General features: G+C 40.8%; 16 protein-coding genes and 2 tRNA genes. All 18 read right to left on the bottom strand.

The window, feature by feature from the left end:
• Window positions 1-6: 6 nt before the first annotated feature.
• The 18 genes from BAU16_RS09740 to BAU16_RS09655 all read right to left on the bottom strand — a co-directional run bounded on the left by BAU16_RS09740 (window position 7) and on the right by BAU16_RS09655 (window position 13,312).
• Window positions 7-2,175 carry a heavy metal translocating P-type ATPase gene (locus BAU16_RS09740; protein ID WP_137604991.1) on the bottom strand — a complete coding sequence of 723 codons (2,169 nt, stop codon included), beginning with the start codon at window positions 2,173-2,175 and terminating at the stop codon, window positions 7-9.
• Window positions 2,176-2,385, bottom strand: coding sequence for a copper chaperone CopZ (copZ, locus tag BAU16_RS09735; RefSeq protein ID WP_048604795.1), 210 nt, complete (start codon window positions 2,383-2,385; stop codon window positions 2,176-2,178).
• Between the two features lie 29 nt (window positions 2,386-2,414).
• Window positions 2,415-2,855 (bottom strand): CopY/TcrY family copper transport repressor, encoded by a 441-nt coding sequence (locus BAU16_RS09730; protein ID WP_137604990.1) that lies wholly within the window; start codon window positions 2,853-2,855, stop codon window positions 2,415-2,417.
• Window positions 2,856-3,038: 183 nt separating this feature from the next.
• The gene (locus tag BAU16_RS09725; protein WP_137604989.1) at window positions 3,039-4,028 is read right to left on the bottom strand and encodes an aldose epimerase family protein; all 990 of its coding nucleotides are present in this window, start codon (window positions 4,026-4,028) and stop codon (window positions 3,039-3,041) included.
• A 143-nt stretch (window positions 4,029-4,171) separates the two neighbouring features.
• A tRNA-Gln gene (locus tag BAU16_RS09720) sits at window positions 4,172-4,243 on the bottom strand.
• 1 nt (window position 4,244) lies between these two features.
• Window positions 4,245-4,328: transfer RNA gene (locus tag BAU16_RS09715), tRNA-Tyr, on the bottom strand.
• Between the two features lie 90 nt (window positions 4,329-4,418).
• A complete protein-coding gene (locus tag BAU16_RS09710) occupies window positions 4,419-4,652 on the bottom strand; it encodes a DUF2969 domain-containing protein (RefSeq protein ID WP_048604792.1) in 234 nt (77 codons plus the stop codon).
• Window positions 4,653-4,797: 145 nt separating this feature from the next.
• On the bottom strand, window positions 4,798-5,448 hold the full coding sequence (locus tag BAU16_RS09705) for a CBS domain-containing protein (RefSeq protein WP_048604791.1): 651 nt from the start codon (window positions 5,446-5,448) through the stop codon (window positions 4,798-4,800).
• Window positions 5,449-5,451: 3 nt separating this feature from the next.
• Window positions 5,452-6,153 carry an ABC transporter ATP-binding protein gene (locus BAU16_RS09700; RefSeq protein WP_048604790.1) on the bottom strand — a complete coding sequence of 234 codons (702 nt, stop codon included), beginning with the start codon at window positions 6,151-6,153 and terminating at the stop codon, window positions 5,452-5,454.
• Entirely contained in the window at window positions 6,153-6,929 is a 777-nt protein-coding gene (locus BAU16_RS09695; RefSeq protein ID WP_048604789.1) for an ABC transporter ATP-binding protein, read from the bottom strand. The genes BAU16_RS09700 and BAU16_RS09695 overlap by 1 nt, the downstream gene beginning before the upstream one ends.
• Window positions 6,910-7,884, bottom strand: coding sequence for a branched-chain amino acid ABC transporter permease (locus BAU16_RS09690; RefSeq protein WP_161527008.1), 975 nt, complete (start codon window positions 7,882-7,884; stop codon window positions 6,910-6,912). Before BAU16_RS09690 ends, BAU16_RS09695 begins: the two co-directional genes overlap by 20 nt.
• 9 nt (window positions 7,885-7,893) lie before the next feature.
• Window positions 7,894-8,772: a branched-chain amino acid ABC transporter permease gene (locus tag BAU16_RS09685; RefSeq protein WP_048604788.1), complete on the bottom strand. Its 879-nt coding sequence runs from the start codon at window positions 8,770-8,772 to the stop codon at window positions 7,894-7,896.
• An 82-nt stretch (window positions 8,773-8,854) separates the two neighbouring features.
• Window positions 8,855-10,036, bottom strand: coding sequence for an ABC transporter substrate-binding protein (locus tag BAU16_RS09680; protein ID WP_137604987.1), 1,182 nt, complete (start codon window positions 10,034-10,036; stop codon window positions 8,855-8,857).
• 202 nt (window positions 10,037-10,238) lie between these two features.
• Window positions 10,239-11,117, bottom strand: coding sequence for an ROK family protein (locus BAU16_RS09675; protein ID WP_048604786.1), 879 nt, complete (start codon window positions 11,115-11,117; stop codon window positions 10,239-10,241).
• 56 nt (window positions 11,118-11,173) lie between these two features.
• Entirely contained in the window at window positions 11,174-11,617 is a 444-nt protein-coding gene (locus BAU16_RS09670) for a GNAT family N-acetyltransferase (protein ID WP_048604785.1), read from the bottom strand.
• Between the two features lie 16 nt (window positions 11,618-11,633).
• Window positions 11,634-11,912, bottom strand: a complete 279-nt coding sequence (yidD, locus tag BAU16_RS09665; protein WP_082147279.1) for a membrane protein insertion efficiency factor YidD — start codon at window positions 11,910-11,912, stop codon at window positions 11,634-11,636.
• A 127-nt stretch (window positions 11,913-12,039) separates the two neighbouring features.
• Window positions 12,040-12,726 carry a 3D domain-containing protein gene (locus tag BAU16_RS09660; protein WP_137604985.1) on the bottom strand — a complete coding sequence of 229 codons (687 nt, stop codon included), beginning with the start codon at window positions 12,724-12,726 and terminating at the stop codon, window positions 12,040-12,042.
• 409 nt (window positions 12,727-13,135) lie between these two features.
• A complete protein-coding gene (locus BAU16_RS09655; RefSeq protein WP_069959643.1) occupies window positions 13,136-13,312 on the bottom strand; it encodes a DNA-directed RNA polymerase subunit beta in 177 nt (58 codons plus the stop codon).
• Window positions 13,313-13,317 lie beyond the last annotated feature (5 nt).

Below are 13,317 nucleotides of genomic sequence, written 5' to 3'. Positions count from 1 at the left end.
CTTTCTTTAAATTTTGGTACGATTTAAACTCAATGAATTTAATAAAACACTGACCGAACTAAAGGCCATGGCACCACCGGCAACGATTGGATTCAAAAAACCCAATGCTGCAAAAGGAATACCAATCGTATTGTAAATAAATGCCCAGAAAAGATTTTGCTTGATTTTGCGAATCGTTGCTTTTGACAGTTTAATCATTTGGCTAAGGTAGGTCAAATCACTGTGAATCAATGTAACATCCGCCGTTTCCATCGCAATATCCGTTCCGCTGCCCATTGCAATCCCCACATCTGCTAAAGCCAAAGCAGGCGCATCATTGATACCATCTCCTACCATGCCGACGACTTCTCCAGCTTCTTGTAATAATGCAACTTTCGCCGATTTTTCTTCCGGCAAGACTTCTGCAAAAATATTTTCCGATGAAATTCCTACTTGCTGCCCAATGTATTGGGCGGCCTTTTGGTTGTCACCGGTCAGCATGTATACCTTGATACCAGCTGCATGTAATTGCTTGATTGCGGCTTGAGAGGTTTCTTTAATCTCATCTGCCACTGCTACTGCGGCAAGAATCACACTTTCATCCGCTAAAAACATGATTGTCTTTCCTTGTGCCGTCCATTGTTCTGCTGCTTGTTGTAAAGAATCAGAAATTTTTTGTGTCAAAAATCGACGGGTACCGATTTGATAAGTTCTTCCTTGAATCATTCCTTGGATTCCTTTACCGGGAATTGCTTGAAATTGTTCTACTTCCAACCTGTCAATAGCTACTGTGTAATCAAGAATCGCTTTTGCTAAAGGATGTTCCGATCCAGCTTCTAAACTAGCAAAAATTGCTGCCGCTTGGTCATTTTCTGTAAGAAAATCCGTTACCACTGGTTGTCCTACTGTTATCGTACCAGTTTTATCCAAGATGACGCTAGTAATATGCGAGGCGGTTTCCAACGCTTCACCACCCTTAATCAAAATCCCATTCTTCGCACCTAAACCTGTACCTACCATAATTGCAGTGGGAGTTGCTAAACCTAGGGCACAAGGACACGCAATGACCAATACAGCAACACTATGGATAACCGCCGTTTGCCAATCTCCACTCAAGAAACCTGTCAAAAGCAATGTTATCGCTGCAACAATCAATACAACCGGCACAAAAATACCTGAGATACGATCGGCAATTTGTTGAATTGGCGCTTTTGATCCTTGTGCATCTTCCACCATACGAATAATTCGTGCCAATACGGTTTCATTGCCGACTTTTAGTGCTCGAATTTTTAAATTTCCTGTCGTATTGACAGTCCCGCCAAACACAGTAGAATCTTCCTTTTTTTCCACTGGCAGACTTTCTCCTGTCAGCATGCTTTCATCTACTGCAGTACTTCCTTCTAATACTTTACCATCGACGGGAATTTGTTCACCGGGACGGACGATAATTTCCATACCGGTTTCAATTAATTCAACCGGCAATTCTACTTCTTCTCCATTTTGAAACACCCGTGCCGTTTTTGCCTGTAGTTTCATCAACTGTTGGATTGCTTTGCTGGTTCTTGTTTTGGCAAGAATTTCTAAATATTTTCCTAATAAAATTAGAGCAATAATCATGCCGCTGCTTTCAAAATACAGTTCATGAACACGATCGGCAAAAAAGCCGTTATACACACTTAATGCAAAAGCCGCCGTTGTCCCCATCGCTACCAATACATCCATGTTCGGGGCATTGGTTTTGATTGCGTGATACGCCCCCTTATAAAAACGAGCCCCAATCAAAAATTGGATAGGTGTAACCAAAACCAATTGGACCAATGGCTGATGGAAAAACATCACCCATTCTTGATGATTGCCCAACAGCATCGCCACCATTGAAACCATTAGAGGTGCTACTAAAATTAGGCTGACAATTACATCTCGTTTCATTTTAAAAAGATAGTTAGCTTTTTCTGCCGCTACTTGCTGCCGATGAGCTTCATCATCCAAGATCGCCCCATAACCAATACTTTCCACACTGGCAATTAAATTCTCTGCCGTGGTCTCCGCAAATTGAACTGTCGCTTTTTCAGTGGCAAGATTCACTGTCGCCGCTTTTACTCCCGGCTGTGCGTTAAGCTCTTTTTCTACTCGTGCGGAACAGTTAGCACAGGTCATGCCGGTGATTACAAAGTTTTGAACTTTTGTTTCACTCATTTATAGCACCTCTGTTGGGTATCCGACTTCAGTGATCTTGTCTGCAATTTGTTGTCCCGAGATTTGCGCTTCATCAAATTTCACAGTTCCGGCATTTTTCTTCAGCTGGATCTTCACCTTTTGAATTCCGGGTAATTCCTTGATACCATTTTCTACCTTTGCGACACAATGTTCACAGTTCATTCCTTTAATTGCAAATGTTTGTTTCATAAAAAATCTCTCCCTTTGAATTAATTTTTTTAATGATGGGCTTTGCAGTTGCACTGCCCGGGAATACAGTTACAGATGATTTCAGGAACGGCTTCTTTTTTCGCTAGAACTTCTTGAATTTTATCAATATCTTCTTGCGTTAACGCTGCTTCTGAAATCAAATCAGCGATCGTTCCTCCCACTCGTTTTGCGCAGATATGGGAAAATAATGTTTCCGTGGCACTTCGCACAGTTTCTGCTTCACCGACTGTTGGATGATAAATAAATTTTTTCCCTTCCGTTTCTGTCCAAACGGCTTCTTTTTTTACCAGACGTCCCAGCAATGTTTTAACCGTCGCCAGTTTCCAATCCATCGTCTCTGAAAGCAGATGATCGATTTCTTGGGCCGAAGCTGCACCCAATGTCCACAATACCCGCATGATCTCCCATTCGGAATCGCTAATTTTGATTGGTTCACTACTTGTGATCATAGAATCCTTCCTTTCTTCCGATGAATGGAACAAACTTTCCCTTCAATTTATTAAAGGTAAAATCATTTTTGTTTACAAACGTAATCGATCTAACAAAATGAAGTTTACACTTGTAATCGAAAACTGTCAACCCAAAAGACAAAAAAAGACTCCTGATTTCTCAGGAGCCGAATTTCTTACTTGTTAAAATACCACATGATACGTGGTTTTTGAATAAAATGGTTGCTCAGGGCGCAACACGATGTTTCCAAATTGCGGGTATTTTTCCGTACCAGGAACTTCTTGCGGTTCGATGGCAATTCCTCCATGATCCACCATTTCCCCATGCTTCATCGATGTGCCGGCTTCAGAGGACCCCGTCGTATAGATGACCACTGCCGATGCGGTCGTTTGAATTTCCAGTCGAACTTTTTCGTCGGGACTCGTCAAAACTAAATCATTAGCAGCTTCATGATCTAAAAGAAACGGGTCATCTAAATAGGTATTCCCAATTTTACGGCCAGCAACAAAATCAAATTTGGTTCCAGCCACATCAACTTTTTTCCCTGTCGTTGTCACATCCGGATTGGTTTCAGCAACCTGTTTGGCACCTACTTGCAAGGTATGCTCATTGATTGAATTGGCAGGTGAACCAGTTAAATTGTAATAGCCATGATTGGTAGGATTATATATTGTTGGTTTATCCGTTGTCGCAACATATTCAATTTGGTAGTTATTGTCATTATCCAAGCGATACGTGATTTTAGACGTAACATTTCCAGGAAATCCATCTTTTCCATCTGGATAGGTCAAGCTAAAAACCACCCCCGCATTGTCTGCTTCTTCAAAAGGTTCTGCAGACCACATTTGTGTATCATAGCCTTCAAAACCGCCATGAAGCGTATTTCCGCCATCGTTATCCGGAGTCTGATAGGTTTTTCCATCAATCGTATATGCCGCACCTGCGATTCTGCCGGCTACTGGACCGATAGTTGCTGCATAATAGCGAGCCTTTTTATGTTCCTCGATAGTTTTGAAACCTACCAATAAGTCTCGTTCCTGTCCTTCAACTGGGACGATCCATTCTAACGCCCGTGCCCCTTGCGGACTGACCGCTAGTTTCACCCCATGAGTATTTTCAATCAAAAAATAGGTTCCATAGGTTTCATTTGTTTGCTTTTTTACACGTACCATTTTTACACCTTCCTCATAAAAAATAAAGCCTTTTCATTACTAGTATAGACGTACCGGAAAGTCTCGTCAATTGTATAGTAAAATTTAGTAAATATTTTCCCAACAAAAAAACGAAACCCATGAAGAGCTTCGTTTCTAAATGACTGGGGTAGCTGGATTCGAACCAACGCATGAGGGAGTCAAAGTCCCTTGCCTTACCGCTTGGCTATACCCCAATGGTGGAGGAGAGTGGATTCGAACCACTGAACCCGAAGGAACGGATTTACAGTCCGTCGCGTTTAGCCACTTCGCTACTCCTCCAAAAAGGTTTCTTAAAAAACCTGACTACGTTATGATACAAAAAAACCTATGAGTTTGCAAGTGATAATTTCAATTTTTTTTACAATTTTTTTAATCGTGCAAATTGTGTTGCAAAATAATTGCTTCGACTGCTGCATCAAAGTTTTTATAGGAACCTAAGTCTTCTTCCCCTAGAAAACTTTCAAATTCTTTTGCACTAACTGTCAATACTTCACCAATCATTTTTTTACCAATAATCAATTGTGTGACTTCATATTCTTTGCCTTTGATCGTTTTTTTTGTTTCTTCCAAACGAACTTCAATATCTTTGTTTTTCTTTGACATGTCCTCACCTCGTCTTCATCTTTTTTCTGTCAGGATGACCCTTGCTTATTTTATCATATTTCACAGAAATTAACAGGTTTTCCGTTAGTAAACCAAACAAGGCCAGCTGACGACTAGCACTGCCTCTAGTGTCAACTGGTCTTTTTTATTTATGACCGCTCGTCAATACTGCATCTACTACAAGATAACCGGCGTTTGTCAAAATTTCTCGTACCCGGTCAACTTCACGGCTTTCCACTTGGATTTCCACGATCGTTGATAGCGCCATGCGATTGACGACAATCGTCAAAATACTTAAATCATGATCTGTTAGAACTTTTGCCAGCTCCGCCAACACACCTTTGTGATCTTCGGTGATTTGAAGGGTCACACGAGTTCCTCCGTCATTATAACCGGTGATTTTCAAAAAGGCATCAAAAATATCATTGTTGGTAATCATTCCAACGACCCGATCTTCATCAACTACCGGTAATACACCAATGTTGTTTTCCCGCATCTCAAAAATAGCATCTTCCAGTAACGCATTCGGCGGAATCGTCTGAACATTTTTTTCCATTACATCGCCGACGGTGGTTTTGTTTAACAGGTAATTTACTTCATACACACTTAGGCTCGTCGCTTTTGAAGGCATCGCTGCAGAAATAATTCCTTCGGTGATTAATCCCACCAACCGCTCGTCCTTCAAGACTGGTAATCGGTGGATATCATGCTGCTTCATTAAATCGACCGCATCAAAAATCGGTGTTTCTGGATGAACAACAACCAAGTCTTTCGACATAAAATCACTTACACTCATCTTTTACCCTCCCAAATAAGCTTTCTTCACTGCTTCACTAGCTAAAAGTTCTTGCCCCGTTCCTTCTAAAACAACTTTCCCTGTTTCCAAAACGTAGCCGCGATCCGCAATGGACAGTGCCATTTTTGCATTTTGTTCAATCAGTAAAATCGTTGTACCTTGCTGCTGAATTTCTTGAACGATGGAAAAGATTTCTTTGATAAAAATTGGTGCCAACCCCATAGATGGTTCATCCAGTAAAAGAAGTCGGGGTTTTGACATCAATGCCCGGCCCATTGCCAACATTTGTTGTTCCCCACCGGATAAAGTAGAAGCGTCTTGGGTTCTTCTTTCCTTCAAGACGGGAAATTTTTCAAATACCTGTTCATAATCCTGCTTAACTTCTTTATCTTTCCGTAAAAAAGCACCCATCTCTAAATTTTCTTGAACGGTCAGTCCGGAAAATACGTGGCGACCCTCTGGTACCTGAGATAAGCCTTCCGCAACAATCTTTTGCGGAGCTTCTTTGACAATATTTTTTTCTTCAAATAAAATCGTTCCATTGGAAGGACGAATCAAACCGGAAATCGTTCGTAAAATCGTTGTCTTGCCAGCACCATTTGCACCGATTAACGAAACGATTTCGCCTTTTTTCACTTCAAAGGAAACGTCATGCACCGCCTGGATCATCCCATAATGAACCGATAAATTTTCAACCTTTAGCATTACATTTCGCCTCCCAGATACGCTTCGATTACTCGCGGATTTGATTTGATGGCCTCTGGATCACCTTCTGCAATCACTTGTCCATATTCCAGTACATAGATTCGCTCACAGACTTCCATAACCAGACTCATGTCATGTTCAATCAATAAAATCGTCAATTGAAAATCTTGTTGAATCTTACGGATCAATTCGGTTAATTCTGCGGTTTCTTGTGGATTCATGCCGGCTGCCGGTTCGTCAAGAAACAATACTTTAGGTTCCGTTGCCAATGCCCGCACGATTTCTAAGCGACGCTGTTCCCCATAAGGCATATTTTTTGCCAATGTATCGGCTTTTTTTTCCAATCCAAAAATTGCCAACAGCTCCAATGCCTTTTGATGCAATTTTTCTTCATTTTTATAAAATTTTGGCAAACGAAAAATACTTGTGAAAAAGTTGACCTGATGTTTGCCGTTCATGGCGATCAACACATTTTCCATCACAGTCAATTCTTTGAACAAACGAATATTTTGAAACGTACGGCTCATACCTTTTTCAGCTACACGATACGGCTTGATCCCATTCAATCGTTCCATTGTTCCTTGATGATCCAGCAACACATCACCTTCACTGGGTTCATAAACACCCGTCAAAAGATTGAAAAGAGTGGTTTTCCCCGCACCATTTGGACCAATCAAGCCCACAAGTTCATTGGTTTCTAAATACATGCTGACATGGGAGACAGCTGCAAGTCCACCAAAGTTTTTTGTCAAATTTTTAACGTCCAACAGAGGCATCTGAATCATCTCCTCTCTTAAATTTATTCATTATCCGTTTCACAGAGAATTCCCAAGTGCCTAATAGCCCACCTGGTTTAAAAATCATAATGATGACTAACGCTAAGGCATAAATAATCATTCGTAAAACACCAAAGTCTTGCAGGAACATATTCAAAATTCCCAACACGACAGCCGAAACAACAGCTCCCGTAGTACTGCCCATTCCGCCGAAGACGACGATAATCAAAATATCGATTGATTTCATAAAACCATAATCTTTTGGAAAAACTGATTGTTGAAATCCGGCAAACAAGGTACCGGCAATACTAGCAGTGACAGCGCCGACGACAAACGCTACTACTTTGTATTTCGTCGTGTTGACACCCATTGATTCCGCAGCAATTTCATCTTCACGAACCGCTAATGTCGCCCGACCCGGTCCACTATGAACAAAGTTAGCTACCACGATAATCGTTAGGACGGTAAAGAGATACACCATTTCCCAACTTGTAAAAGGCAAAATCCCAAAAATTCCAGCGGCACCTTTTGTAAGATCCGACATGTTGACAATCAAGATTCGGATAATTTCCGCAATTCCCAATGTCGCTATCGCAAGATAATCACCTTTTAAGCGCAGGGTGGGAATCCCGACCACTACCGCAACGATACCAGAAATCACCATCCCCACCAGCATTCCTGAGAAAAAGCCAAGATAGGTTGGATTATTGATTGCCATAATCGCCCCGGAATAGGCACCGATCGCCATAAATCCCGCATGACCTAAAGAAAACTGCCCAGAAAATCCGATAATCAAGTTCAATCCAACAGCTAAAATGATATTAATTCCGATATTCACGATGATTCGATTCGTAAACAGCGTGATAATTCCACCATTATAAAGAGCCAATAAAACGCCATAGATCAGCAGCGCAACCGCCAACCAACCTAAATTATATTTCAGATTTTTTTTCATGGTTGACACCTACACTTTCTCTTTGATATTTTTCCCTAAAATACCGGCCGGACGAATCAGCAGAATCAAAATCAAAACGATATAAACAATAGCATCTTTAAAGTCGGAAAAGCCAAGAGCCGTCGCAATCGTTTCAATCAGTCCAATGACAAAGCCCCCAAGCGCAGCACCAGGAATAATTCCAATTCCTCCCAGAACCGCCGCTACGAAGGATTTCAGCCCGGGAACAACTCCCATCAATGGATCAATTGAATTGTAGTAAAGTCCAATCAGCATACCGCCAGCCGCCGCCAGCGCTGAACCTAGTGCAAAGGTAAAGGAAATCGTTCGATTCACATTGATGCCCATCAATTGCGCTGCATCCGGATCAACACTCACTGCCCGCATCGCTTTTCCCATCCGAGTTTTTTTGACGATAACTTGTAGTAAAATCATTAAAAACAACGAGATAAATAAAATCAATAATTGAATATTGCTCACTTCGATAAAGCCTAATTGATAGGTCTTTCGTTCAATCACTTGCGGAAAAGAGCGTGTGTTAGCGGAAAAAAAGTACGTCATGACATTTTGCAACAAAAAGGAAACACCGATTGCTGTGATCAATGCCGAGATCCGCGTCGATTTTCGCAAGGGACGATAGGCCAAAAATTCAATGGTCACACCTAAAATTCCGCAGACAATCATAGAAAGAATCAAGGCTGGAAAAAAGCCCAACTTTAATTGATTGATCAAAAAGTAGCCAATAAAACTCCCAATCATATACACTTCGCCATGCGCAAAGTTGATTAATTTGATAATCCCGTAAACCATTGTATAGCCTAGTGCCAACAAAGCATAAATACTTCCCAAAAACAATCCATTGATTAATTGTTGGATCATTGTTTCCATTTCATCACATCCACCCTATCTGTTTTTGTAAAAAAGGTGGAGCTACCTCCACCTTTTCTCAGTTCATTTGTTTTGTTCATTACTAATCCAAAGTTACTGCTTCAGCAGAAGTTTCTTTTCCTTCCGTCATACCCAAAACGACCGCTGCTTTTTCTGGATTGTGGTTTTCGTCCATTGAGATATTCCCGGTAACACCAACAAAGTCTTTCAATTCAGTAAGTCCAGTCGTAATTTTGTCTGAATCAGCAGAATCTTGATCTTCCATTGCTTGTTTCAGCATATAAACCGCGTCATAGGCCAAGGCAGAAAATTGTGAAGGTTCTTCATTGTATTTTCCTTTGAAGGCTTTGATAAAAGGTTCCACTTTGTCTGTTGCTGGGGCTTTGGTTGAGAAGTGGGCGGTATAATAAACATCCGTCACATTTTCAGCACCGGCAATTTCAACAAGTTTCGCATCACCAAAACCATCGGCTCCGATGATTGGCTGGGTGATACCCATTTCCCGAGCTTGTTTGATGATCAGACCATCTTCTGCATAATAACCAGGAACAAACAAAACATTAAAGTCTTCTTTTTTAATTTTTGTCAGAACTGCTTGGAAATCTTTGTCGCCAGCGGTAAAGTTTTCTTCCATTACAATGTCGCCGGTATATTCTTCTTTAAATGCTTTTGACAACCCAGTTGCATAATCGCTGGAATTATCTCCTAAAATAACTGCTTTATCAGCTTTCATAGTATCGTTAGCATATTTTGCCAAGATTTTTCCTTGGAAGCTATCTTGGAAACAAGAACGGAAGCCATATTTTTGTACCTCATCACCAGAAAGTGTGATGGAATCATCCGTTCCAGATGGTGTAATTAACGGCACCTGTGCATCTGTAGCACTTGGCAGCGCCGATTTTGTGGCACCGGAAGTCGCAGGTCCAATCATTGCGACAACTTTACTATTCGTTGTAAGATTTGCCGCAACGGTTCCGGCTTCGTTATTATCTGATTTGTTGTCTTTTTCAACAATTTCTAATTTCTTTCCTAATACCCCGCCATCCGCATTGATGGTCTCAACGGCAAGATCGATTCCTTGTTTTTCAGCACTGCCATATGCAGCAACCGAACCTGACAATTCCAAGTTCACGCCGATTTTAATCGTGTCACCTTCTTGTTTGTTTCCGCCGCCTGATCCGCCAGCGCTATTATCTGCTTTTGGTGCAGCGCTACAAGCACTTAATAAAAAAGCCGCCGCCAAAAATACCAATTTCTTTTTCATAAAAATCAACCTCCCATTTCTCCCTTGAATATGTTAACCAATATACTGAAAATTTTCGGAAAAGTCAATGAATTTTCAGAATATTTATTTTTTTCTGAATAGCACAAAAGATTAGGTTACACTAATGATATTATCATCAACAGCACATTTATACAAACAAAAAACAGTTGTCGCAGATTTCTCTGAAACAACTGTTCCTTTGTTACGCTTCTCCTTGTTGACGGGCATAAAAGTTGGCCGCCGCTCCTACAAGATTGGCATCATTGCGGTATTCGCAAAGAAGAATTTCCGGTACAAAATCTTTCAAGCCCTGTTCCTCTAATTTTTTTAACATCCGTTGATTGATTTCATCTACGAGGCCTTCCTTGGCGCTGACACCTCCGCCTAAAATAATTACTTCCGGATCAAAAGCAAACTGGATACTGAACAAGCCCTGAGTCAAATAATCATAAAATCGATTAACCTCTTCTTGAGCAACCAGATCTCCCTGCTCAGCTAAATCAAAAACATCCTTACCACTCTTAGCTGTTCGTTCAAGTCCCATGCGATCACAATAGCGCCAAGCCATTTGAACTGCAGTTCCTAATTTTGAAAAAGTTTTGCCGTTATCAAGATACATCAGCCCAAATTCTCCACCATATAAATGGGCACCTTTAGTAATTTGTCCTTTAGTAAACAAAGCACCCCCTACTCCAGTTCCAATTACGACAAAGGCGACATTTTGATAATCTTTGCCCGCTCCGTTGTAAAATTCCGCCATTCCGGCACAGTTGGCATCATTTTCAATCGTCACTGGTAAACGGAACAAACCAGCCAACTCATCAAAAATATTGAACCCATGAATATAAGGAATTGCACTGATACCATCAATTCGTTGCAAATCAACGTTCACCACACCTGGTGCAGAGATACCGACACCTGTAATTTTTTCCGTGGCTTGTTCCTGCACTTCCTTTAATTTTTCTTTCATTTCATCCCATGTGGCAGGAGTTGGAAATTGGTCGACACGACTCAATTTCTCCCCAGTCCAATAACCATATTTTACTGCTGATCCTCCAAAATCAAATACCAAAATTCCCATAATAAAAAAACCCTCTCTTTTTTAGTAAGCGGTTACGCTTGATTGTCAAAAAAATTTCAAAGTTTCCGTGATAAAATCACTTGATTTCGCAATCGTTCCCCATTTTCGTAAATTGGTTCAGAATAATGAGTGACAAAATAATCTTGAATAATTGCTTTTTGCTGAAACTTTTTCTTCCTATAAAGATGCAGTGCTGGTGACGACAAGTCACCTGTTTTGATAAGAACCTCTTTTAATGGTGCTTGCTTGCGCATCTGTTGAAAGCTTGCCTCCAACAATTTGCCACCGATCCCTTTTCCCTCGTGGTCTGAAGCTACTGACAGATTTAAAATCTCCCACTCCGACCTTTCTTGAAAAACAATGATCCCAATAATCTTCGTTTCTGCATAAACCAAGATCTGGCTGTCAGAAAGATAGCCTTCGACCATTCCCCGATCAGGATCGGCCTCCAGCAGCAACGCCCAAGGAAGTTCCTCAGAATCCTTCAATCTTCGAATCATTTTTTCTCCCTTTAAATCATTTCTTTCTTTTATAAGTATAAACCGGTTGAATTTTATCACTGGTATTACGCTTTAGTGTAAATTTTGTGGGTACATAATCGATTCCACCTTTGACAAATGGATGGCAACGAAGGATTCGTGCTATCCCCATCAAACTGCCCTTTAGCCCACCATGAACCCTGAGCGCCTGAAGTGTATAACCGGAACAGGTGGGATAGTAACGGCATCTAGGAGGAAACAGCGGCGAAATAAAGCGCTGATAGCCTCGTACCAATAAAATCAAAAAGCCTGTCATTTCTTCCCTTCTTTCAAAAAAACTATACCTTGTTTTCTAAAGAGAAACAAGTCCTAAACATGTTCCTTCTGAAATTCTAAACAAAAAAAGCCTCAGCTTTTAACTGAGACTTTCATCCTTTTGATTGTTAGCTCAAAATGGTTACTGTCACTTGGCGACGACCCCAAGAGTTACACTCTGCGGCTGTTGGAAAGTGGACATCAATGATATTTCCTTGAATCGCTGAACCAGTATCTACCGCATAAGCTTCCCCATATCCTTCCACATAAAGGCGAGTCCCTAAAGGAATTACGCTGGGATCTACTGCAACCGCCATTGGATTTTCTAGTAGATTTTGTCCCGTTGCTGTTACGGTTCCTCCGCCTAAAGCATCCGCCGGGTCAGAACTGTACGCAGTTGATTCCATAACCATTGTTTGACCACTTGGTTGGCTTTCTTCTGCCACTGCTTCCTCGGCAACCTTCGCTTCTTCCGCGGCCTGTTCTTTTGCGGCCTGTTCTGCTTTTTCCTTCGCAGCTTTTTCGGCTGCGGCTTTTTCTTTCGCTGCCTTTTCCTTTGCAGCTTTTTCTTTTGCCGCTTTTTCAGCTGCGGCTTTTTCTTTTGCTGCAATATCAGCTTTCACTGCAGCTACGGCTTCGCCATTTGCAGTCAACGCCAGTAAAGAGCTGGATAATTCTTTTGCAGAATCATTTGATACAATCTCTGTATCAATGGTTGTTTTTTCATCTTGGGTTTCAGCAGCGTATACCGGTAAAATATTTCCGATTGCTAATACGGCTGCAGTCATCATAACAGGAATTAAACGTGTCTTCATAGTTAATATTTTCCTCCTAATTTCGTACGAGATGTATCTTAGCATGGAAGAAACAGTCGTAGGTTACGAGGATATTAAGGCTCATTAACACAAATGATGAAACCCTTTTCTAAAATGTCATAAAAGAAATATTCTCAGTGCTCTTTCATGAAAATGAGAATCGTACCATAAACAAAAAGCATTATAACAGGAAAAAAACAAAAAAAATTAAAAATAAAGAAGATTATTATTCAACGACGAAACAATTCAAAAAAGGAAAATTTAGACCAATATTGACCTTCATTTTCTAAAAAATCACTTTAAAAACGCCAATATTACATATTTTTTACAAATAAGTCAGAAGAATAAAACGATTTCTTCACAAAAAGAGCCAGACAGTAAAACTGTCTAGCCCTTTCAAAGGATAAAATTATTTCATAAAGTCAAGAATGTGCGTCCATAATTGCGGATTGAAGACCTTCAGGGGCATTCCATCACCGATGACGCCATAGCCAATCATCGTACCGACAATAAAAAGAATAAATGCCAGCAAAATGACAAGAAATATCTTGATCAACGTTGTTAAGACATACCGATTCGTCCTCATTCATG

The organism is Enterococcus sp. JM9B (assembly GCF_009933265.1).
GTDB lineage: Bacteria > Bacillota > Bacilli > Lactobacillales > Enterococcaceae > Enterococcus_C > Enterococcus_C songbeiensis.
This window is presented reverse-complemented; position numbering and strand designations above follow the sequence as displayed.